The 21,159-nt window shown below is 58.5% G+C and carries 18 protein-coding genes and 3 pseudogenes; 9 read left to right on the forward strand and 12 right to left on the reverse strand.

Translation table 11 applies throughout. From position 1 onward, the window contains the following. Window positions 1-194, forward strand: a pseudogene (locus tag AYK65_RS24155) (AI-2E family transporter); the annotation flags it as partial. A gap of 492 nt (window positions 195-686) precedes the next feature. After that, window positions 687-923 carry a hypothetical protein gene (locus tag AYK65_RS24160; RefSeq protein WP_081161403.1) on the forward strand — a complete coding sequence of 79 codons (237 nt, stop codon included), beginning with the start codon at window positions 687-689 and terminating at the stop codon, window positions 921-923. Between the two features lie 240 nt (window positions 924-1,163). Here AYK65_RS24160 and AYK65_RS24165 read toward each other — a convergent pair whose 3' ends face one another. After that, the gene (locus AYK65_RS24165) at window positions 1,164-1,574 is read right to left on the reverse strand and encodes a hypothetical protein (protein ID WP_081161405.1); all 411 of its coding nucleotides are present in this window, start codon (window positions 1,572-1,574) and stop codon (window positions 1,164-1,166) included. A gap of 1,234 nt (window positions 1,575-2,808) precedes the next feature. Between AYK65_RS24165 and AYK65_RS24170 the strand changes: the two genes are divergently transcribed. Both AYK65_RS24170 and AYK65_RS32075 read left to right on the forward strand, forming a co-directional pair. Beyond that, on the forward strand, window positions 2,809-3,027 hold the full coding sequence (locus tag AYK65_RS24170; RefSeq protein WP_081161407.1) for a hypothetical protein: 219 nt from the start codon (window positions 2,809-2,811) through the stop codon (window positions 3,025-3,027). 353 nt (window positions 3,028-3,380) lie between these two features. Next, on the forward strand, window positions 3,381-3,878 hold the full coding sequence (locus AYK65_RS32075) for a hypothetical protein (protein ID WP_139793333.1): 498 nt from the start codon (window positions 3,381-3,383) through the stop codon (window positions 3,876-3,878). Window positions 3,879-5,060: 1,182 nt separating this feature from the next. Here AYK65_RS32075 and AYK65_RS33985 read toward each other — a convergent pair. The 4 genes and pseudogenes from AYK65_RS33985 to AYK65_RS24200 all read right to left on the reverse strand — a co-directional run bounded on the left by AYK65_RS33985 (window position 5,061) and on the right by AYK65_RS24200 (window position 8,030). After that, window positions 5,061-5,372 (reverse strand): Fic/DOC family N-terminal domain-containing protein, encoded by a 312-nt coding sequence (locus AYK65_RS33985; RefSeq protein WP_081161410.1) that lies wholly within the window; start codon window positions 5,370-5,372, stop codon window positions 5,061-5,063. 541 nt (window positions 5,373-5,913) lie between these two features. Continuing rightward, window positions 5,914-6,912 (reverse strand): annotated as a pseudogene (locus tag AYK65_RS24190) (site-specific integrase). A gap of 444 nt (window positions 6,913-7,356) precedes the next feature. After that, window positions 7,357-7,785, reverse strand: coding sequence for a type II toxin-antitoxin system VapC family toxin (locus AYK65_RS24195; protein ID WP_081161413.1), 429 nt, complete (start codon window positions 7,783-7,785; stop codon window positions 7,357-7,359). Beyond that, on the reverse strand, window positions 7,782-8,030 hold the full coding sequence (locus AYK65_RS24200) for a FitA-like ribbon-helix-helix domain-containing protein (protein WP_081161415.1): 249 nt from the start codon (window positions 8,028-8,030) through the stop codon (window positions 7,782-7,784). The genes AYK65_RS24195 and AYK65_RS24200 overlap by 4 nt, the downstream gene beginning before the upstream one ends. Window positions 8,031-8,268: 238 nt before the next feature. Between AYK65_RS24200 and AYK65_RS33300 the strand changes: the two genes are divergently transcribed. Together AYK65_RS33300 and AYK65_RS24205 are read left to right on the forward strand one after the other, a co-directional pair. Further along, complete coding sequence (locus tag AYK65_RS33300) at window positions 8,269-8,427, forward strand: VOC family protein (protein ID WP_244560098.1); 159 nt, start codon at window positions 8,269-8,271, stop codon at window positions 8,425-8,427. Between the two features lie 363 nt (window positions 8,428-8,790). Further along, window positions 8,791-10,335 carry an MFS transporter gene (locus AYK65_RS24205; protein WP_081161418.1) on the forward strand — a complete coding sequence of 515 codons (1,545 nt, stop codon included), beginning with the start codon at window positions 8,791-8,793 and terminating at the stop codon, window positions 10,333-10,335. A gap of 694 nt (window positions 10,336-11,029) precedes the next feature. Here the strand turns inward: AYK65_RS24205 and AYK65_RS24210 are convergent. Continuing rightward, on the reverse strand, window positions 11,030-11,848 hold the full coding sequence (locus AYK65_RS24210) for a hypothetical protein (RefSeq protein ID WP_081161421.1): 819 nt from the start codon (window positions 11,846-11,848) through the stop codon (window positions 11,030-11,032). A gap of 452 nt (window positions 11,849-12,300) precedes the next feature. On the opposite strand from AYK65_RS24210, the gene AYK65_RS24215 reads away from it, so the two are divergent. Continuing rightward, window positions 12,301-12,678 (forward strand): hypothetical protein, encoded by a 378-nt coding sequence (locus tag AYK65_RS24215; RefSeq protein ID WP_081161424.1) that lies wholly within the window; start codon window positions 12,301-12,303, stop codon window positions 12,676-12,678. A 1,140-nt stretch (window positions 12,679-13,818) separates the two neighbouring features. Here AYK65_RS24215 and tnpC read toward each other — a convergent pair. From tnpC to AYK65_RS24240, 3 genes are all read right to left on the reverse strand, one after another. Continuing rightward, complete coding sequence (tnpC, locus tag AYK65_RS24230) at window positions 13,819-15,411, reverse strand: IS66 family transposase (RefSeq protein WP_081161435.1); 1,593 nt, start codon at window positions 15,409-15,411, stop codon at window positions 13,819-13,821. Between the two features lie 74 nt (window positions 15,412-15,485). Continuing rightward, window positions 15,486-15,830, reverse strand: coding sequence for an IS66 family insertion sequence element accessory protein TnpB (gene tnpB, locus AYK65_RS24235; protein ID WP_081161438.1), 345 nt, complete (start codon window positions 15,828-15,830; stop codon window positions 15,486-15,488). Beyond that, window positions 15,827-16,168 carry a transposase gene (locus tag AYK65_RS24240; protein WP_234841259.1) on the reverse strand — a complete coding sequence of 114 codons (342 nt, stop codon included), beginning with the start codon at window positions 16,166-16,168 and terminating at the stop codon, window positions 15,827-15,829. The genes tnpB and AYK65_RS24240 overlap by 4 nt, the downstream gene beginning before the upstream one ends. Window positions 16,169-16,363: 195 nt before the next feature. Here AYK65_RS24240 and AYK65_RS34040 point away from each other — a divergent pair, with 195 nt between their 5' ends. Beyond that, complete coding sequence (locus AYK65_RS34040) at window positions 16,364-16,669, forward strand: MafI2 family immunity protein (RefSeq protein ID WP_081161441.1); 306 nt, start codon at window positions 16,364-16,366, stop codon at window positions 16,667-16,669. Between the two features lie 156 nt (window positions 16,670-16,825). Here the strand turns inward: AYK65_RS34040 and AYK65_RS24250 are convergent, their stop codons facing one another. After that, window positions 16,826-17,581 carry a terminase TerL endonuclease subunit gene (locus AYK65_RS24250; protein WP_244560099.1) on the reverse strand — a complete coding sequence of 252 codons (756 nt, stop codon included), beginning with the start codon at window positions 17,579-17,581 and terminating at the stop codon, window positions 16,826-16,828. 93 nt (window positions 17,582-17,674) lie between these two features. Here AYK65_RS24250 and AYK65_RS24255 point away from each other — a divergent pair. Then, window positions 17,675-18,052: pseudogene (locus AYK65_RS24255) on the forward strand (transposase); the annotation flags it as partial. Between the two features lie 103 nt (window positions 18,053-18,155). Here AYK65_RS24255 and AYK65_RS24260 read toward each other — a convergent pair. Both AYK65_RS24260 and acpP read right to left on the reverse strand, forming a co-directional pair. Beyond that, entirely contained in the window at window positions 18,156-19,655 is a 1,500-nt protein-coding gene (locus tag AYK65_RS24260; RefSeq protein ID WP_081161444.1) for a M10 family metallopeptidase, read from the reverse strand. 1,011 nt (window positions 19,656-20,666) lie between these two features. Next, entirely contained in the window at window positions 20,667-20,921 is a 255-nt protein-coding gene (acpP, locus tag AYK65_RS24265) for an acyl carrier protein (protein WP_081161446.1), read from the reverse strand. Window positions 20,922-21,159 lie beyond the last annotated feature (238 nt).

The raw sequence follows: 21,159 nt of genomic DNA on the forward strand, positions 1-21,159 counted from the left end.
TCAAGCTGCCCTTCCTGCCGACCTTTTTCGGCCTCGTCGGCGGCGTCAAGACCATGGGCTTTCTCGGCCTCTTCGTCGGCCCCGTCCTCATGGCGCTGCTCGTCGCCATCTGGCGCGAATGGCTGCACGAGGTCACCACCCAGCCGGAGCCGACCGTGGTGCGCCCTGGTATCCCACGAGTAACATCGGCCTGATCTTTTCACGTCGCACTTACAGGCCAGCCGCCTCAAGCGCGCCTTCAGCTGGCAGCCGTCGCCGGGTGTCCGTCCCGGAATTCGCTCTGCGTCGAGTGGTTACAGCACCTGGGGCGCTCGAGGTCTAGACTCTTCCGCCTTTGATGCGTGGCACCCGTCTCCCCTCGGTTCATCGCCACCGAGGCAACCTTCGGGGTGCCGAAGAAAATGCCCTCCAGGACCCGTCCTGGTCTCGACGGCGACGGACATCGCTGGCCCAGCGGCACCTGGTGGGCATCGACGCATGATCGTGGCCCGGGTGCAAGCAACGCGACGCTCCGCATGCGCGGGATATTGCGATCGGACACGCTTTCAATCGCCCTGCCGCGCGCCCGACTTGATGGGGCCCGCGCCAGGAATGGCGTCTGTAGCAATTAAAACGGCGCAGTGGGCCGCCGGCGATGGGAACCGTCCTTACCTCTTGATTGTTCTCTTGCGGAAGGAGTGTTCCAAATGGCCTTGCACATTTCTGAACTCAAGGGGACGGTCACAAGCTTACTGGCGGAGATCGGACTGATAGAACCCGTAAGGACAAACGCTTCTGCCCAACCGGTGCCCCCGCTATCGCCAGAGCAGCAATTATTGGTCGAATGCTATCGCTCCGGACAAATCGAACACTGGGCGTGGCAGCAGCACCTCGATGAAGATCCGGTACTGGCGGCGCACTTTAGGCGGGGCAGCGCTCTCTGAAGCGCTACAGCCAATCAGCGCGAAGACGAGGAAACCACGCCGACGCATACATGCAGGACCACATCGATAAGCTCGCAGTCTTAGCCGACACGGAGACAAAAGCGTTCGTAGACTTCAAAGAACTGTGTGATAGTAAGTTTCCTGAGCCGTAAGACGCCGGCCGAACGACAGTGACGCACAATGCTTTGGCTCCTATGCTCCACGCAGGGCTCTTGCTCCAACCGTAGAGTACCAGGCCCGTCAAACCAGCGAAATAACCTGCGTCTCCAGTATCCAGCCCAGTGAAGTGCCTGGTTCTCGCGCCGTGACCTCCCGCCAACTCATGCGCAGTTGGGCGTTCACGGAAGCAAAGGGCCCCTTCTCACAACGAGGAAAGAAGAGGCCCTTGTCTGAGCGTTCGACTTCACAGACTTGTTTGCTTAGCCCTCTCGTCTCGAGGTTCTGCGCCGCTTTTGCGGCGAGACTTTCGAATTTTCGACGGTAGACTTCAGCCATCGCTTGCTGGTTCTTCTGCTCATATCCCTTCCAAATCAAGAAGTACGTGGCTCCACATTGGACCGGGGAGTCGTTGTATTTGGGATTGACTGGCGCAGCGCGTGCGCCAGTCAATGACAGGGCCACAAGCACTGTCGCAAAAAAGAGCTTCTTCAACGGCTCCTCCAATTGATGAGCCAGCGGATACTCGCTGGTCGTCCATACGTTTTGCCGGCAGGTCAATGTCCGCGGGAGTTGTAATCGCACTCATCGACAACGTCACGGGGCGGATGTCAAACGGTTGCTATTAGTGCCTCGACGTTGCATCGTCCGGCTTCGATGAATTCGGCTCGGCTTCATAATGCGAGCTTCCGACCTTCCGATTTTTTTTGACTCGGAGCGTTTGCGACCAATTCGTCGATCACCGGCGATAGAAACACACCCGCCAAGTCCGACAATCATGCGACGCAATTACACAATTCAGCCTTGGCTTGGTCAGCACTCTGTATCACAGCGGACCAATGGTCTGGATTTGGACGGTAATTCACTGATTCGGCACGGCTTAGTGGACGCCGTTAACCCAACATTGTTGATCCTGCTGAAGGTATTTTCCGATACTAGATCCGTCACTTGACACTTGCGTTTACACCAGCATTGGTTGCGACTCGAGGCATAACATAAACCACGAGAGTCGCTTCCTTTAACGCTCTGTTTCGAAGATCGGAGCGATGACGGGCCTGTTGAGCGCACAATCGTGGGGGCACAAACAGGACAACTGGCGGATCAACTTTCTGCGGCTGTGGGTCATGGTGAAGCCGACACCTGCTGCTACAACGACGAAGGCCGATCGGTGATCTGATTGTTGATCGATGGACGAGGGACCTGGAAGGAATTCGGTGTGCGAAATATGCAATCTCCGCCTGGTTCGCCTTGCTATTAATGTGCAAAATAATTCAGTCCATAGGTTTCCAGTCAAATAGAGTAGTCATACTTGCAATACATTCGTTGCATCTTATTGTTACGTTTTTCCTGGCGCGAAATCCTCGATCTAGGACGACGCTACTTTCACTGCCTTTTAGCAGAAGCAGCCTTATCGGATTACGAAAATTCTTCGCCTTTTGGATAATTCTTTCTATCTTGTCGGTATTGTATCCCTTGCACAGCGCTGATCCGGAAAATAGTACTGCAATGCATACTCTGTACGTCGTCTTAACAGCCTTGTTATCATACGACATGCTCACGTTTATCATTAAGTTCGAGCGAGAAGGGCAGCGCTAGAATGGCTCCTGCAGAGACCCACGACTTCCGCTTAACCGCACCGGGCCATCAAGAATGGTGAGTGCCGAGGTTTCGTGCGGTCAAGCCAGGATATGACGATACAACTAGAGCAAATGCCTCAAGAGCTAAGACAATGAAATTCATTTCAGAATATTTTCGAATATTCTTCTACCTGCTGTTAGCCAGCAGGATGTCCGTTGTGTTTTATCTTGGTGTAGCAACGATCATCGTAGCAATTGTAAGCAAGAAACTGAATTTCCCGCCTTTCTACCTCGTAGTAATGGTGTGGGCCGCCATTATTGCCATAAACCCCGGCCGTCGTATTAGAAAATCTCGCGGCGAGAAGGACTGAGATTTGTCGTGCAATCAGCTTATTACTCACTCTCAAGTTGATCAGCTTGTTCTTGGACCTCTATCACCAAGCCGAAGAAATCGGCGCGCTGCGCTCGATAAGAGCGAACCGCTCGCCTCGGCTCCATTCCGTGCCGCATTGCCGCCGTCGCCGATGAATTCACCCGCAAATCGGCTCCGGCAGGAGACTGGCAAGTCGCTCGCGCCTGTTCGGCGCCTTGATGCCGCGAACAGAAACCGAGCCTTGTTCCGAGGAGCAGTCTTCACCCTTATAAGTTGCGTATTTACATTGTCTGCTGCTTATGATTGCTGTCGTATACTTCAGCAGACGATCAGATGGCCTAGGAACGGCGAATGTCACGGTGGAACACCAAGTTTTGCGTTTTCGCCTCCGTAACGGTGCTCTCCGCAGCTCAAGCTCGAGCACAAGATCTACCGCTACCCTATCCGTGGACGTATTCCCTTGAACAGGCATTAAGATCGTTCAGATTTCCCCACGCCGACATCGACCTGAAAATTCCTATTTCTTACATCGACTTGCCGTATCGTTTTCGCGAGGGCCGCGTGTACTCGGTCCAATCTCTGAACCTAATGGCCTTGCTGCCTGGTATTGAAGGCAGAAGCCGAAAGAATGATGCCGAATTTCGGAAAATCATAAACGACGACCGAATCCAGATCCTGCTGCAGGATCAACTCGATTCTGGAGAATGGAAATTATCGAGGGTCACCTCTGCCCAACTGCTCGCGACGTCGAAGCTGGAATTGGAGTCGTCTGGGCAGAGATTCGACCTTTATGCGCAGCGGCAAGCGGCACCTAGACCATGGAAACTGGCACTGGAAATATGTTCTTAAAGATAAGCCAATAGGCGAGCCAACCATATCCATCATCTGCAGTGGTGAAGGGACGGTCCCTCGACCACACTGCAACCATTTCTTCATTTATGAAGCGATGCTGGTAACCGTTACATATAGCTTGGAAAACCTTTCATTCTGGAAGGAAATACAAACCTCCGTGTTCCGTAGACTCAAAGAGTGGAAATAAACACGCTTATACCTGGAGATATTGATGGCACTCGACAAGCTTACATTAGAGCGCCTCCAAATGTATGTTAACATGGGAGACAGGATCGGCTACTACCGCCTTCTAGCCGTTCTCGGTATGCTCCCAAAAGTCGAGACAGATTCACCACTTTCGTGTCGTGATGGCTTTCAAGTGGCCGTGAAAGACTCTCCGGCGGCTAGACCTTCGATCGGCGCCAGCCGGCGGCGTCTGCTTCTGCCTCCGAGCAGAACCGCCGTTCTCCGCGCCATGGCGAGATCCATGTCGCCGTTTAATAGGTCTGCCCGGCAGGGGATAGATGCGCTCTCCTGAGAGATCAATGTTGCCCTTGATCGTCCAGGGTCGGCCACCAAGGTCATTCGCCGAGAAAAAAGTCGCTCTGCCACTGCCGCAACGGCGATGGTGATGACTGGGTAGGCCATCGCGCTGGATGCGAGCGAGCGCATTTTGCCGCTTTGCTGCTCATATAATGAGCAGCAAGAGCGCTGCGCCGACAATGAGCAACCCTGATATTGTGGACGCTGAGATCACAAGCAGATCGTGGTCGTAAATCTTCTTCTCTCGGTCGGTGCGATGCATTTGACCTCCGCGCAGAGCCAAGCCGCAATGTGAAGTTACGAGTCTTCTAATGATAACTCTCGCGGCGGTGTTAGGCCATCGGCCCGCGTCCGCACTCTTCAAGGCGCCTTCCCGCAAGAGCCCTGATTTCCTTGGCGAGGGCTGCGAGTTGCGCCGCAACTTCAAGGAGGTATGAGGCCAGCTCTCCATGGCCTACGCCTTTCTTATCGCGGTCGCTCATGTTGCAGGCCCTCATAAGTGGGTAGTCGTCGTGTAGCGCAGTCTTCCCGGCGTGGGACGAGGTCCGCCATCTCCTGCGGAAGCGGCAGACCTCTGACCGCCTTGGAAATGAGGGATGTTGGCGGCTCGGAATATCAAACCACGGTGCAGTGCCGGTCACCATTCGCCTTTCGGGCTTAATCCTGATAACCCACGTCGAGGAAGTGGGGGGCAAAACGGAGCAGCCGGTCGGTCGTTGTAACGATGTTCTCGATTTCCGAACTCGCTCGCGCTTCAAGCAAGGGAATTGAATTGATCGCGCGCGGCGATATTCTAGGGATGAGCCTTGCTTCGACGTCCTGTTTGGGCAGTCTGGCCGATCGTAATTGGGTCCGTCCGGTCGAACCGGCATGCTGCAGCTTCCGGTTCCGGCCGCATTGAACTCCGGATATGTCGAGGGTGATGATATGTTGCGGACACATGTCGGTGGAATCGCAATTTATCGACATGTTGCGGCGTCCGCAAAGTCCCGCGCCGCTTCGATACGACGGACAGCACTCCTCCTAAGCTGTCGGTCACTATTGCAGCCCGGCGCATCGCCTTCGACGCCGGGCTATTGTCATCTTCGCAGGAACTCTATCCCGATATTGCCATTCTTATCGATCAATTCCGGCAATGAGGAATTCCAAGGGAGGAGGGATCGTGTCAGTCAGCGCCAGTGACCCGCGAGCTTATCGCGGTGATGAGACAGTATTTTGCGGCCAAAGCCGAGCTGGAGAGCTTGAAAGAAAAATTGGAGGCGGCACGACAGGCAGCCGGCGACGCGATCGCCGTATTCTACGATCCCCGCCAGAACCCCGAGCACGCCGTCGACCTGCAGCGCTCGCATCACTTGAAGGGAGAGATGGCGTCGCTGATGCAGCGTGCTGAAGCAGGGGCAGAGCAGCATTGGCCGCTGACCGGAAGGATACGTCGGAGGCGGAAGCGCAACCGGAAGAGTGGCAGTCGTTTGAGAGGCGAGCCGATGCACTCTTCGGCGCCTAGTGACGCTCAGACGATCAGCCGCGCTGTGCGACCGTTCTTTCGTTCCGCATTGTTGTAACAGCTTGCCACCTGCGCCACCGACTTGTGCAATGATTTCTGCATCGCCTCGGGCAGCGGAATGTCGCGGTTTGCCGCCTCGGTCAGATAGCCGGATCTCAACCCATGCGCCGAAAACAGCGCCGCATCGAAGCCGACTTGCCTGCAACGGCACTTCAGGATCAGGTTGACTGATTGCGGTGTCACCGCCCGACAATCGACATTGCCCCACTGATCGATGCGCCGAAATATCGGCCCATCCTTGATCGCAGTTCCGCCAGCCAATGTTTCAGCGCGCTCACTGGCAAACCGATCAGCAGCACATGCTCGTTGTCGTCGCTGATGGTCGTCTTGGTGCGGCCGAGGTGAATAGTGAGGCAGGGAAGGGGAGTTCTTGCCGGCTGGGCCGGCGCGCGCACCGGTTCCTCATCGACCATATCCTCGACACCAATGCCGCCACTTCCGAGCGGCGACGGCCGCCGGAGGCAAACGCAGTCAAGAGCAGGCCGATCACGCATGTCCATAAGCCGTTCGGTGGTGCTTGTTTCCAGGAGCGATGCAAGTACGTCGCCCGTGACTGCCTTCCTGCTCTTGCGCTGGCGCGGCCGGTTACTCGCCTTGACCGCGACCTCAGCGCGCTCTTCAGCGAGGGCGCGCCGAAAGCGCCGCTCAGGCCGCGCCATCGGGTGAGGATCGACCAGGTGGTCAGTCGCCGCCGCACCGTGCCTGGTGCGTGCGGGCCGTCGGCCCGGAGCAGGCGTTCGGCCCGCAATCGGCCTCGACCTCCGCCGGCATGCCGTGGGTCGGGTCCTCCTTGCGCTTGAGCGGATCCCAGAGGTGATGGGCGACAAGTTTCAGGAGCAGCGATTCCGGCGCCGGCCAAGGGAGGGAGGCTCTCGTCGCCAGCCGGCACCAGGCCTCGAGATATGCGAGATCCGAGGCGAGCGCCCGGAGCGTATTTTCTCCCATGCCTTCGACGGCGAGATGTTTCAAGGTTTCGACATCGTCGTCTGTGAGAAGGGCGGCCAGCTGATCGCGCCGGTCGAATGGAAGGATGGCGTCAAGCGCGTCGAGTTCCTCGGCGCGGCGGAGGACGGCTTGGCTGTTGGCACCCGGTGACTTACGATTGCCCAAGATTGACTCCGACGTTTTCCGGCGGATTTGAGAAAACTACGGATATCCCGTGTATTCCGCGAAAGGGAGTATTGCAATCACGTGGAACGACCGTCGCTGGCAGTCTAAGCGCGACCGTTGCGCAGAAGCAATCGTGACATTGAGCGACGATGAAATCGCTGCGATCGAGAAATCCGACATGGAGCCGGGCCTCGATCATTTCAACGTCGAACTGTTGAGTCCGGTTTCTCCCGACTGAGCCTACCGGTAACGGTGCTCCCTTCGATCGGCGTCTCGAAATCACGGGAGCTGGTGGTTCCAGGGATTGATGATGGCAATGCCGGTGCCTTCGAAGTCCGCGACATTGCGCGTTGCCAACGCCGCCCCGCGGGAACGGGCGATCGCGGCAATCTGTGCGTCGAACTGGCTGATAGGGCGGCCGGCCTTGCGCCGCTCCACGGCCAGCGTGGCATAGGCCTCTGCAGCCTCGCTGTCGAATGGCAAAATGCGCCCGGCAAGATCCTCGCGAAAGATCGGGACGATCGCCCCCTCGAGGTCGCGTCGGCGGCGTCCATCCGGTAGAAGCCGCAGTTCGTAAAGGATCTCGGCTTCGGTGACGGTCGTGGTGAACACCGACGTCGGCGGCTGCTCGGCGAGCCACGCCTCGACAGCAACGGACGGCGACGGCGTCAGCAATTCCGACAGCACGTTGGTGTCGAGGATGATCACGCGGAGAAGTCCGGCGCTTCGCGGATCGCCTCGCGTGGGGGCGTTTCGAGCGTGATGCCGCCGGTTGGCGCGATGCGGGCGCGAATGGCGGCGGCGAGATTGCCCGGTTGCCGTTCACTGGTCGACAGCGCCACGCGCAGGATGTCGCGGGCCTCGTCTTCCATTGACCGACCGTGCGCGGCGGCGCGCAGCCTGAGCCGCTGCTTGAGGCTATCGTCGAGATTGCGGATCGTCATGCTAGCCATAGGAGCCTCCGTTCATCATTGATTGCAATTTAATCATTGATTGCAGCTGTTGCAATGCGTGTTTCCGGACGAGCGCCGTTGCAGATGCCCATGTCTCGAGCCAGCTTCCCGCCTTCAGCGACTCCAAAATCTCACTAACGATACTTGGTCCGATTTGGGTCACGATAGCGGTCTGACGAAAGCGCCCGCGAGCAGCACCTCGTTCTCGATCGGCCACAACGTTTCGTAACGAAGCGAGATGGATGAAGTCATGGAACAGGCACGCGAAGCGGGCGCGGCCATCGTGAAGCTGGCCCAAGAGAGATTCTACGGGGGATATGCGGGCTACTTCACCGATCTCGATGGTCATCTGTGGGAGGTCGTGTGGAATCCGGCCAATTTGCAGGAGGGGGACTGACTTGACGGCAACGGGTCGATCGCACACCTTCCTGTGCCGCGCAGGTCGTCTATTCTAAACCGCTCCGAGGGGCCCCGGCGAAACCAGCCTGACGAATCGGTGATGTCCTAAAACGGTTCTCAAAGACGAGATCATTGCCTTGTACTCGACCTGTCTGTTTGCTTGCGCTTGCAAACTGTGAATCGGGTAATAGTTGATCCCGGACTCACAGTCCGCGCAGAGCGCGCGTCGTGCGCCACGGCGTTGGGGCTGCGCTGCCCGCCTAATTGGTTCTTAGGATCGAACGCGGGTGGTCTCCTCGAAATTGCACTTGTCAATGAATGCAATTTAGGGAAATCTCCGCCGGCTTCCGGGAGGACGACCATGGCCGAGACTATTCACACGCCTGAACAGGCAGGCCGCCGCGAGTGGGTTGGCCTGTGCGTCCTGTCGATCGCATGCCTGGTCTACTCGATGGACCTGTCGGTGCTGTTCCTCGCTGTGCCCGCGATCGTCGCGGACCTCGATCCGTCCGCATCGCAGCTGCTGTGGATCAACGACATCTATGGCTTCATGGTCGCCGGCTTTCTCGTGACCATGGGGACGCTGGGAGATCGGATCGGCCGCCGGCGGGTATTGCTGATGGGCGCGTTTGCGTTCGGCGTCGCATCTGCCTTCGCCGCTTTCTCAAACACCGCGGGGCAACTCATTCTGGCAAGGGCTCTGCTCGGCATTGCCGGTGCGACGATCGCGCCATCCACGCTGTCGCTCATCGTCAATCTTTTCAAAAACGAGGCGGAGCGAAACAGGGCGATTGGCATCTGGGGCACGGCCTTTGCGTTGGGTGGCCTCGTCGGCCCGCTCATCGGCGGAATTCTGCTACAGTACTTCCACTGGGGCTCGGTGTTTCTGATCAACGTACCGGTGATGCTCTTGCTTCTGGCCGTCGCCCCGTTTCTGTTGCCGGAATACAGGAATAACGATGCTGGCCGACTAGACCTGCCGAGTGTGGTGCTTTCGCTTGCGACAGTTCTGCCGATCATCTACGGCGTCAAACATATGGCTGCCGACGGCTTTCAGCTTGCCCAACTCGTACCAATCGGTTTGGGGCTTCTGATCGGCGTTATGTTTGTTCGACGCCAGCGGCGCCTTACCGACCCGTTGGTCGACCTCGCGCTCTTCCGGGTGCCGGCCTTCACGGCATCGCTGATGGTAAACCTCGCCGGTGTCTTCTTCGTCTTTGGCGTCTTTCTGTTTCAGAACCTCTTCCTGCAGCTTGTGCTCGGTCTGTCGCCACTGGAAGCTGCGCTTTGGTCTGTGCCATCGGCCTTCGTCTTCGCAGGGATGTCCTTCCAGGCCTATCGGTTCACCAATCGCTTCGGACCGGTTAGAACCGTGCTCGGCGGACTTTTGATCAATGCAGCGGGAGCCGCCGCCATGGCTGTCGCCGCTTACGCCGAAAGCCTTTTCGGAATCCTTGGCTCCAGCATGATCATCGGCTTCGGCTTCGTCCCTGTTGTTCTCACCACGACCGGCTTGATCGTGGGGACTGCACCGCCCGAACGCGCAGGCTCGGCTTCGGCGATATCGGAGACGAGCGCAGAATTTGGGGGCGCATTGGGCATCGCGGTGCTGGGCAGTTTGGCGACCCTGATCTATCGAATGGCGATGAACCGCGCCGACCTTAGCAGCCTCAATCCCGTACAAGCCGAGGCTGTTTCTGCAACTCTTGCCGGAGCGGTCGAAACAGCTCAGACAATGCCGGGTTCGGCTTCGGCTGTCTGGCTGGACACAGCGAAAAGCGGCTTCTCGCTGGGCTTTGCCGTATGCTGCGTTATTGCGACGGTGACGCTCTTCCTTCTCGCGATCATCGCACGGCGGGTATATGCCACAGCCCACATCGATGAGAGCCCCTTGTCCCCTCATTGAGGCTCGCGTCCTCAACCGATCTGTGCATGCTCTGGCACGGCTATCCTCAATCGCCTGCCCTAGTCATCCCATGACGGCTGCGCGGATCGGACACCGTCGCTGATCAGAGCCGCCCGACGTGAAATCGTCGATGAACGATCTTCTCGTTCTGTGCCTACGATCGCACAACGCATTATCCCGTGATATCGGGCGTGCCAATGATCGCTGCGGTGTTGGCTGGCCATGAGGTCGAGATTACCTTCGTTGTCGCCGAGGTGAGAAATAGCTCAAGCAAAATGCCGGAACATCATTGAACTTGACGGGCTGCCATTCCTCGCGGACCGGCTCTGTGGTTTTCTGGAGGAATTCCGGCAGACCCTTGTACCTGGTGCGCGGATCTCCGTTGAAGGGCGAGGCTCGGAATGGGGTGTTTTTGCCAAGCAGGTGCGGCGGGTAGATTAATCCTCAGCCTCGAGGTGCCCGCTCGCCGAGCCTAGTAGTTGCGCGTCAGCATTTCTGCAAAACGGCCATTTGAGGCGTTGGGTCAAATTTCCGCTTACCACCCTTTCGAGCCCTACCACAAACGCCTTTGGAGCTCTGGAAGAGTTGAGGCCGAAGCCCTGACCTACGACGGCTCGAGAACCCTTCGGGTCGGCCACCCGCCGGCCTCATAGCGCGGCACCTCGGCTCATTGGCACCGCACGCAGGAGATCGGTCAGGTTCTCACGGCTGAAAAAATCTCCCTCCGGACGTCAGCGTCACCTAGATAGCCCTCGATCGCGTGCGCATCCTCCCCGTTTTCGATACTCGAGTTATTGAAGATCCCGCCAGCGAAAGTCTCTTGGGTCAAAGGCTTTCCCAAAGTCACGAGGTCATCCACATCGAGCCCGTTGTACCAACGAGTGACTCCGGCCGGCACAGCACGCGGCCGCCTGAGCGCCGATTTGACGGCTTCGAGGGGCAGCGGTGAACCAAGTGTGGTGAACAGCGGCACCTTCACCTTGAGTTCGCGGAGGAGTTTAAATCCAATGACCGACCCCAATGAATGCCCGATCACCACACAGCCGTCGGTAAGACACGGCCGGACGATCCCGTCCACACGCGACGTCACATGGTCACGTCTCAGATACGCATAGGCCTGCCTGACCAGCAGGAGGAATAGGCCTCCCTTGAACGGAGACAATTTCTCGAGCAGGCGGAGTATTGCAAGGAAGCGGCGATCTTCGAGTGGACCCGGGGTGATCGCCTGTTCGCGCTCGATCAGCTCGCGTGTGAGACCTCTTTCAAGTGCCGCCTGATGGAGCGCCGACGTCACGAATTCCCGCTCCTCGTCGTCGCCTGGGATTCCCATGGCCACCGCCTGTTCCGGGGTGGCCGGCTCCGTCGCACCCGCCAGAACGTCTCCGTAGAAGGGTGCCACGATTTCGATGCTGGCGAGGTCGCCCGGATTCCCGAGGAAACCTCTCCACTCGCGGCGGATAATCTCCGCGCTCTTTCCTTGCTGGTTGATGCCATGAAGGAATACGAGACGCATCAGACTTCTCCGTATTAGATGAAATCCGTCAAAGAACGGCCAGACGCGGTCGGAAATGCGGTGAGCGCATGCGGCAGGAACCTCAACCCGAGCAACTCTCACGGGGAGCCGGTGATATCCAGTAGGGCCTAGCTGGCTCGCACTCGACATCCCCCAGCCACTCAAATCAGCTTCAATTGGAATAGCCGCTCGGATGTCCCCCGGGGAGGCACCGCTCGACCTCGAGTCAGCATATAGATGCTACCTAAATTAGAAAAGTAATAGCCATGCCATTTCGGATGTGATTCGGGCTGAGCGGGAGGTCTTGGTTGGTGCGCTGGAAACATCGGCGGCGTTGATGACATCGGCTCCCGAGCGAGTTTCGTGCACGAGCTCACCATAAACACGCTCGGCGAGGTGAGTTCCAGTACAACTACCTGACCCATCAGCAGCTGCGCGACCAGATCAAAGAGATGGCCGCCTGCAGCGGCGATGCCGCCTGCATCAAACAGGTCGAGAAAAAATATCTCGCGATCGACAACCAACAGGAGTTCGATCTGTTCGCCTGCCAGACCGTCGCATGCGTCGAGAAGCACTTTCAGGCCATAGAGGAAGCGAAACTCTATCTCGGCGAGGATCTAGTGGAACTTGCGAGGTATTCGCTCGACGCGGCCAACCGCACCGCCGCGCGGCAGTTGAGTGCCGGATTCTTCTCGCCGGATCTCGCCAGCGTCGAGGCGGACATCAACCTCAAGGGCGCCGCCTATTGCGAGCGCAATCCGGGCGATAATTGCAAGCTCATCGGCAGCATCCTCTCCGACATCAGCGACGGCCTCTTTGCCGCCGCCTAGGCCAAGCTCGCCTACGCCTCGGAAATGGGGCAGCTGACCGACGATGTGCTGAGGACGGTCCAGAGGCAGACCCCTGGAGCCACAAAGGGCTTGGACGATCTTATCGCCAAAGGCACTCGTCGCTCCGCAGACGATGCCAACGCGACCTTTCCCGAGGGCTACTCTCCGCCCTACACCCCAGGGACTGGGGTGACGGAGTTTGTAGCCGATGGGAATCAGACCTTCGTGCGTGTGGTTTCAGGAAATAGGCCCGCTGGACAATGGGTTATGAGGCAATCTGATATCGAAGGGTTAACACCGCAACAGATCGCCGATAAGTTTGCTCTGCCTGAAGTGCCGACTGGCATTACCTCGATTACGCCACCTGCCGGAACTCGGATCAGGACAGGGGAAGTTAACGAGAATTTCGGCCGCCCAGGGGGAGGGACACAGTTCCAGTTATTAGATCGAGTTAACGATGGATGGGCTAATGTTACACCGTTGTAATGAAATCGAATCGCGGATTGACCGGAAAGACTGTGAGCAAACGATCGGGTTAGAGTCGGGAACTATCGAACTGTACCTTGGCAAGTCCGCTGACAGGCTTTCAGCCCTGGGTCTCTTGAATATAGTAATGCGTGACCAGCATGATCAGCTGTCAGGGTGGTCCATTGAATCGATTAAGAACTCAGGCTTGACGGTAAAGCATCAAGAGGCAATGCGGGAGCCTAATACAAGTACCGTGATGAACATATGGGTAGAGGGGTCCGAGCTTTGTGCCCAACATTGGGAAGGATTTATTTCTAGGTTTGACGGAAAGACCATGAAAATCGTCTCTCAGGCGTTTACGAAATGATCGGGCTCCCCCGTGCAATTTTAAGACCGCTGGCACCAATTCGCCTGCTTTGTTATTGTGAGAACCTCTCGAGTCGTAGTGCTGGCCGCGTTGGCCGGGGCAGTCGCAAGCTGCAGCATTACCTTCCAGCGTCTTGGAAACTATTCGCCGGAGCCGACGATCGAACAGCTGGCTAAATATTTGATGACCTCGCTGAGTAGTCACCATCATGACCTGCCGAATCCGGACGACGGTGAGCACTATCCAAGTCTGCTTCGGGACGTTCCTGCGAGGCAACACATCCGTAAGCGGCAAGCTGAGGCCGTTCAGCCGGCGTAGTTCCACGGCATGAGTGCGTCGATTTCGCTGCTCGGCCAGCCATTGGCAATGCGCTCGAGCGTTTGCGTGAGCCAGGCAAGCGGATCGACGCTGTTCATTTTTGCCGTCTGCAGAAGCGTCGCGATGGTCGCCCAGCTCCTTCCGCCGCCGTCGCTGCCGGCGAAGAGTGAGTTCTTTCTCGTGATGGCCTGGGGCCTGATTGCTCGCTCGACGATGTTGGAGTCGAGCTCGATGCGACCGTCGGTCAGGAAGCATTCGAAGATGGCGCGACGCGAGATGGCGTAACGGATCGCCTCGGCGAGCTTCGATTTGCCGGAGATCCGCGGCAGGGTCTTCTGCCAGAGGGCGAAGAGCTCGGTGACGATCGCGGCGGAGGTTTGCTGACGCACCGCGACACGCGCGCCAGGGCTTTGGCCGCGCACGGTCTCTTCGATCTGCCAGAGCTTCGCCATTCGCTCGACCGTCTCCGTTGCGACCTTCGAGCTTTCCGCGACATGCAGCTCATAGAACTTGCGCCGACTGTGTGACCAGCAGCCAGCCAATGTGACGCCGTCATTGCCGCGATCGGAGCGGACCAGCTTGTTGTAGGCGGCATAGCCGTCGACTTGCAGGATGCCGCGATAGCCGTTCAGATGCCGGGCGACGCATTCGCCGGCTCGGCTATCTTCGAAGCGATAGGCTATCATCGGCGGACCGCTGCCGCCAAATGGTCGGTCATCCCTGGCATACGCCCAAAGCCAAGCTGTCTTCGTCGATCCGGAGCCGGGCGCGAGCGTCGGCAATGTGGTCTCGTCGGCGAAGATCCGCTCGCCCTTCTTGATCTCATCGAAGAGGTAGTCGGCGAGGATCTCCAGCTCGAACCCGAGCTTGCCCATCCACTGCGCCATCAGCTTGCGGTCGAGCTCGACCTTGTCGCGGGCGTAGATCGCCTCCTGTCGGTAGAGCGGCAGGCCATCGGCATACTTGGAGACGGCAATCTGCGCCAGAAGCGCTTCCGTCGGAATGCCGCTCTCGATGATGTGTGCCGGCGCCGCCGCCTGGATGACCCCGTCCTCGTTTTTGAAGGCATACTTCGGGCGGCGGGTGACGATGACGCGGAACTTCGCCGGCACCACATCCAGCCGCTCCGACACGTCCTCGCCGATCAGCACCTTCTGCTTGCCGGCATGCTCCGGCCGATCCTCCGGCTCGATGACGACTTCGACCCGCTCCAGGTGGGGTGCGAAGCCCTTGCGTGGTCGCGGCGGACGTTTGCCTTCTGGGCGCTCGCGGCCCCTGTTGACCTGTGCTCTGATCGCGGCGATGCCAGTCTCGATTTCCTCGAAGACAAAGGCCTGCTGCTCGTCGTCGGTGCTTGGGGAGCCGAGCTTTTCCGATCGCCGGCCGAAGCGGGCGCGATCGAATGCCTTCAGGATTTGCGTCAGCCGCTCAATGCGCTCATCGGCATCGGCGTTGCGTGCCTTGAGATCTGCGACCTCCCTCTCCAGGACATCGGCGCGCGCCGCCTTCTCGGCCATGGCAAGCACCATGGCTTTCAGCGCTTCAACGTCGTCTGGAAGGTTGAGATCGGGCGGCGTCATCGGTTCGACCAGAGCACATTTTGCGCCGGTTTTCCTGCCCTTTCAGGCCACTGATTCACTTCGCCGCAGGGCTTTTACCCAACAATTTCCGGCGGCTTGACCGGCACGGCGCGAACCCGTTTCCAATCCATGCCGTCGATGAGCGCCAGAAGCTGAGCATGGTTGAGCTGGATTCGATTGTGGCCGATCCGCGGCCAGCAGAACTGCGACTTTTCCAGCCGCTTGGCATAAAGGCAGACCCCGGAGCCGTCCCACCAGACGATCTTCACTCTATCCGCCCGTTTGGCCCGGAAGACGTAAAGCGCGCCGTTGAACGGATCATTGCCGGCATCCCGCACCAGCGACAGCAAGCTGTCCGGGCCTTTGCGGAAGTCGATCGGATGACTGGCGAGGAACACCTTCACGCCGGACGGGATCATGCCGAACGCACCGCCCGGATCACCCGCTGCAAGTGCGCCTCGTCGACATCTGCGCCGGCGCGCACGACGACATCACCAATGACAACCTCGATCACCGGGGCAGCCGGGCGCGCCGAGGCGATTTCGCCAGCCGAACGCTGCGAGGAGGCATGGTCCAGAGCGTCACGACGCCAGGCGAAGAGCTGCGACGGACGAATGCCGATCCGATGGGCGATCGCCGATACGCTCGCGCCCGGCTCCAGCGCCTCGGCCACCACCTGCGCTTTGAACTCATCCGACCAGCGTCGGCGAAGCTGCCGTGGTGCACCCTCGAGGCGCTCGGCGACCGCTTCGATCATGTGGAAGGTTCTAGTTCCAGAACTAGGTGCAGACATAGAAGCTCACATCGGCTCACAACGTGCGCTATCGATATCCGACCGCCAACCCCCTACGCCAGACGGGGTCTCGTTGCCGCTTACACACATCCCGCGGAAAAACGGAATTATTCATTACGGTTCGAAAGGCGTCCATGTTGTACCATCTATGGCCTAAGCATGGATAAGGTTGAACTCCGAATTCGCATCTTATTGGCAACTCAGACGGCATTACTTGGCGCGATCGATGCCCGAGTGAGAGCAGTCACCTGCCGCTGGGATAATAGGCACATTCAACTTCGAGTCATAATCGATGGTCGCATTTCGGTTATCGATAGGGAAACCATGAGCATGGTGGAAACCGAAATTATGTCGCATTTCCACGCGCACGAAGTGAACGTGGAGTGCGTGCGAGTTGACGTGCCGCAGCGAATAGAATTGCTGCCGAATGAAGTTCTCGTGTTTAGTCGTCGCGAGGATTCGTAAGTGGCAGCACTTCGAAGTTGATGATCGCGCCGTAATCGGGCGGACACCCTCCGGACTGATCTGTTTGTCACCTCCGAACCGTCTTCAGGGACACGTGTTTGCCACGATGCGGCAAAACGCACGTCAGTGGGAACAATTGGCTCGCGCAGAATCTAATCACGCCACCAGCGCGTCGAGATCCGGCTCGCTCTCGGTCTGCAGGCGGCAGGCAGCGACCGCCATGACCGCCGCGTCGATCCGGCCAAACGACTTGGCCTTGATCAGCTTCCGGTTGCCGGCGGCGTCGCTGTCGATCACCGCGTTGGAAATGCACCATCTAAGCACCGGGTGCCCGCCATGCGAGATCTTCCCTCGGACGGCCAGCTCTTCGAAAATCTCTATTGCCGGGCTCATCGACTTGTAGCCTTGGCCGAACGGCGATAGCGGCACCAGCACGCCCATGCGCGCGAAGCTCTGCTTCAGGATATCGATGCGCCACCGATCATAGTTCATCTTGCCGAACAGGATCTTCGACGATAGCTCGCCGACGTCGGCGGCGAGGAAATCGTAGTCGAGCACTTGTCCCGGCACCGGGATCAGGAAGCCCCGGTCGGCCCACACACGGTAGGGCGCGCGGTCGCGCAATCCGCGCTCGTCCAGGGTATCGCCGGGAGTCCAGATGCGCGGGAACAGGTGGACGTTGCCGTTGTCGTCGTCGACCGCCATGACCAGCGCCGACAGGTCGGTGCGGGCCGACAGGTCGAGCCCGCCATAGACCGGCCTGCCGTCGTAGAGCAGCTCCTCGGAGAGCGGCTTGTTACCCCGGATCCAGACGTTCGGCGAAAGGAACGGGGCCTTCGCCTGGACGCGCCGGTTCAGGTAAAGATTGCGCAGCCGCGACTCCAGCGATGATACCTTGACCGCCCGGTGCATGGCGGCGCGGAATATGACTGAGAAACCTGCTGACCTTGCCCCCTGAAATAATCCATTTTGAAGTAAGCTCTGGCCCATTGAGAGGACCAGGGAATGAAGCGCAACCGTTTCACGGACGAACAGATCATCGGCATTCTGAAGGAGCACGAGGCGGGCACGCCGGTCTCGGAGCTTTGCCGCAAGCACGGCGTCAGCAATGCCAGCATCTACAAGTGGAAGGCATGGACGTGTCCGAAGCCAAGCGGCTGAAGACGCTGGAGGACGAGAACACGAAGCTGAAGCGGCCCCTGGCGGACGCGATGCTCGACAATGCTGCTTTGAAAGACCTTTTGGGAAAGAAGTGGTGACGCCCGCAGCGAAGCGGAGAGCTGTCGGGCATCTGGTGAGCCACCATCGGATGAGCGAACGGCGGGCGCGCAAGCCATCGGCTTTTGCCGAATGACGATCCGTTACGAAACCAGGCGCGGCGACGGCCCGAGTAACATCGGCCGGATTTTTCACGTCGCACTCGCAGACCAGCCGCCTCAAGCGAGCCATCAGCACGGCAGCCATCGGGCGTCCGTCCGTTGGCTATTTACAGGACGAAATAGCCTTTTTGCAGTGTGATCGCGTCGTCAAGAAAAATGGTGAAATCCGCGTTCTTGTCACCGTTGACGTCGCCGTAGATATAGGTACCGGAGGCATCTTGGTCATAGCGCAATTCTCCCTTCCTGCCGCTAAAGGCGGCTGTTTCGACGAAGAGAAAAGCCTGATTGCCCCGACCCGACTGGGCATCGATTGCAGAAAGATCGATCCTGTCCGTTTCTTCGGAGGAGAAGTCGCTAATCGTGTCCCGGCCGGCAGCGGTGCTGTCTGCAAGTGCCCTGAACAAGAAAGTGTCAGTTCCAGTTCCGCCAGCCATCACATCCGCGCCTGCCCCGCCGTAAAGCACGTCGGCGTCTGACTGGCCGAAGAGGCTGTCGTTGCCGCCCCCGCCCTCGAGCCTGTCGGTGCCGCTGTCTCCATAGATCGAGTCGTGGCCGATATAGCCGAGTAGCGTATTGGCGGCTTGATTACCGTTGATCAAGTCGTCGCCCGATCCTCCCCTGACGTTTTCAATCAGCGAGCGGGTGTCGCCGTGATACAGGAGCGCATTGAAGATGTTGCCGGCCGCAAAGCCGTTATTGGAACCGCCGCCGAGCCAGGCAAGCTGGTCGGCGCTGAAGGTCGAGGCCATGCCCGGTCTAAGGTCGACCGTTAGGCCGGTCTTGTAAGCCGAAAGGTCGTACGTATCGTTGCCCCCGCCATCCCAGACGGTAGCGAAAACGCGGTTCGCGCCGGGAGAGATTGCCATCTTGCCATTGACGAGCGTCCCGCCGCTGCCGGGCGTCCATTTGTAGACCGTGTTGCCGCTGTTGGTCGTGAAGTCGGCCCCGTACATTTCCTGGAGCGCTGCGATGTCGGCCATCATGAAGGTCTGCGGCGCACCGTATTGTTCATAGTAGTAGCCGTTGCCGCCGACATAGCCTCTATAGGTCATGATCGAATATTCGATCGAGTCGTATTGGCTGGGCAGGGCGTTAAAGGCACCCTCTGCCTCATGGCCGTGCTTCAATCCGAGCGCATGGCCAAGCTCGTGCAGCATCGTGTGCCAGGCGTAATTGCCGGCCACGGGCTTGCGGTAGTCGTTCACCGTGCCGGCATAGGCGGTCCCGAACCAGATATCGCCGGCCTGGGCATAGCCGCCGGGCATATAAGCATAGGCGGTTTCCGGAACGTTCGACTGCGCAAAACGGATGGTTGCGGTGCCGGCAGCTCCCGCGGCGAAGCTGGCGTTGGTGAAACCCTCGACGGAAAAGCCGTCATTGGCGGTAGAACCGTAGGACTGCTCCATGCCGAAAAGCGCGGTGTTCCTCTGCGCCGTCGAAATGGAGTTGAACCCATAGTATTTCTCGCCGCCGTAGCTGTAGCTGCTGCTCGACGTCGGAAAGGCATAGGTGAGGGAGCCGTTCCAGGCCAGACCCGACAGCACGCCATCGATAAGGCCGTTGCCGGTCGTCGTAACAAACTTGGTGGATTTACCGGTGCCGCTCATGCGAAATTCCCAACTGCGAAGCGCGAGGCCATTGCCTCTGACTCAAGAAAATGGGTTGTGACGGCGACCATAAGAGCCACTACCTACGATTATCATAACGTGCGCAGTAAGATTGGAGGGAATCCGTCTCGCTGATTTGCTGATCTCAGCAGCGCGATTCAGTTGGTCCAATCTGTTAGCGGCAGGCGATCTCCGGCTGTACGAGACATCGCTGTTGAAGGCGGGCTTAACGCCACAGATACGGATTGTCCAGTAGATCCAGTGGACTAGACCTGCGCCCTTCGGAAACGATGGCGTCTTGTCCCGTGCGCGGTTGGTTCCGAGAGGATCAGACTCGTACCAGCACGCTTGACCGATCAAAGCCGCCGCCATCGCCAGGGACATTGTTGCCAACCATCGCAGAGGGGCTCCTGTGTCTCGATGCCCGTCAGGATCTTACCCCGTGTAAGGTCACCGCTGGCTGCGCGCTAATTGCGGAATTAGCGACGTAGCTTCAAAGACTGCGTCACGCGGATGCTTGGATGCTTAGGGAGACGCTGAAGGCGAGGGCGCTATCGCGCGAGGCGAGAAGTCGCTGCGCCACGTCGATAGAGGTGATCTGTTCGCGACGCGCTAACCGGGTAAAAATACTTGAAAACGTTCGGTTTGGGGTCGAAGAGCCGTAAGGGTCATCGGGCTCACAGTAACGGCGAATATCGGATTCGCCTTCGCTTTGATCAGAAATCGCTCGCCGAACGCAGATGCTGCACAGATCGTCTGCGAGGGCGCTCCTGCCGGTCAATGAGATTCACAAGGATCTTGTCGTCCTTGGTATAGGGCCGCCAAGGATCGATCATGCGCTTCCTCAATTAAGCTGAGCAATCGCCGCTTGCCCACAACGGATCGCGGACAAGTTCATCGACGATTTGCCCGACGCGGAGGCCGCCACTCAAGTAACCCTCTGTGTAAACCGAAAGTTCATTACTCGGTGAGTAGAAGAAAAGCGTCCAAATATTGGGGGCCGTTTGCGGATTAGCTCTTAGCTTTCGACGCGATGACGAAGTAAATTGCGTCTCCAACCGTAACAAGCCCGTCAACCGCTTGATCTGGGACATCGATCCCGAACTCGTCTTCAATCAACATCACGATTTGGGCGACTTCGAGAGAGTCGGCGCCGAGGTCGTCGACAATGGACGCATCGTCCACGACCAGGGAAGCTTCTACGCCCAACTGCTCAATGATGATTTCCTTTACGCGGCCAGGAACATCGGCCCTGAAGTTTCCCATGTGTGTCCTCCCTGGGAGCGGCAAGAGTTCCGCAGGCTCGGCCACTGGCGAGCCATATGACTCATAACCACAAAACACTCGATTGATTCGGGGCCCGCAATCAATCCGAAGAAACGCTTAGGCGCTCTTCCGCTTCACGGCAGCTCATTTGCCTTCTTCCACGAGTTGCCAGCCCCTAGGGCTGCCCAGCGGCAACGCGCTGCCAATCTCGACCGATGGCTTTCTTGTTGTCTGCCAT

Source organism: Ensifer aridi (genome assembly GCF_002078505.1).
In the GTDB taxonomy this organism is placed as follows: Bacteria; Pseudomonadota; Alphaproteobacteria; order Rhizobiales; family Rhizobiaceae; genus Sinorhizobium; species Sinorhizobium aridi.

Coding starts and splice junctions, on each gene's coding strand:
- tnpB (WP_081161438.1), bottom strand. CDS start 15,830: ATGATCCCGTCCGGCGTGAAGGTGTTCCTCGCCAGTCATCCGATCGAC.
- AYK65_RS33300 (WP_244560098.1), top strand. CDS start 8,269: ATGGATGAAGTCATGGAACAGGCACGCGAAGCGGGCGCGGCCATCGTG.
- AYK65_RS24260 (WP_081161444.1), bottom strand. CDS start 19,655: ATGAGCGGCACCGGTAAATCCACCAAGTTTGTTACGACGACCGGCAAC.
- acpP (WP_081161446.1), bottom strand. CDS start 20,921: ATGGGAAACTTCAGGGCCGATGTTCCTGGCCGCGTAAAGGAAATCATC.
- AYK65_RS24250 (WP_244560099.1), bottom strand. CDS start 17,581: ATGCACCGGGCGGTCAAGGTATCATCGCTGGAGTCGCGGCTGCGCAAT.
- AYK65_RS33985 (WP_081161410.1), bottom strand. CDS start 5,372: ATGTCGATAAATTGCGATTCCACCGACATGTGTCCGCAACATATCATC.
- AYK65_RS34040 (WP_081161441.1), top strand. CDS start 16,364: ATGGATAAGGTTGAACTCCGAATTCGCATCTTATTGGCAACTCAGACG.
- AYK65_RS24205 (WP_081161418.1), top strand. CDS start 8,791: ATGGCCGAGACTATTCACACGCCTGAACAGGCAGGCCGCCGCGAGTGG.
- AYK65_RS24160 (WP_081161403.1), top strand. CDS start 687: ATGGCCTTGCACATTTCTGAACTCAAGGGGACGGTCACAAGCTTACTG.
- AYK65_RS32075 (WP_139793333.1), top strand. CDS start 3,381: ATGTCACGGTGGAACACCAAGTTTTGCGTTTTCGCCTCCGTAACGGTG.
- tnpC (WP_081161435.1), bottom strand. CDS start 15,411: ATGACGCCGCCCGATCTCAACCTTCCAGACGACGTTGAAGCGCTGAAA.
- AYK65_RS24240 (WP_234841259.1), bottom strand. CDS start 16,168: ATGATCGAAGCGGTCGCCGAGCGCCTCGAGGGTGCACCACGGCAGCTT.
- AYK65_RS24215 (WP_081161424.1), top strand. CDS start 12,301: ATGGCCGCCTGCAGCGGCGATGCCGCCTGCATCAAACAGGTCGAGAAA.
- AYK65_RS24170 (WP_081161407.1), top strand. CDS start 2,809: ATGAAATTCATTTCAGAATATTTTCGAATATTCTTCTACCTGCTGTTA.
- AYK65_RS24200 (WP_081161415.1), bottom strand. CDS start 8,030: ATGGCTAGCATGACGATCCGCAATCTCGACGATAGCCTCAAGCAGCGG.
- AYK65_RS24210 (WP_081161421.1), bottom strand. CDS start 11,848: ATGCGTCTCGTATTCCTTCATGGCATCAACCAGCAAGGAAAGAGCGCG.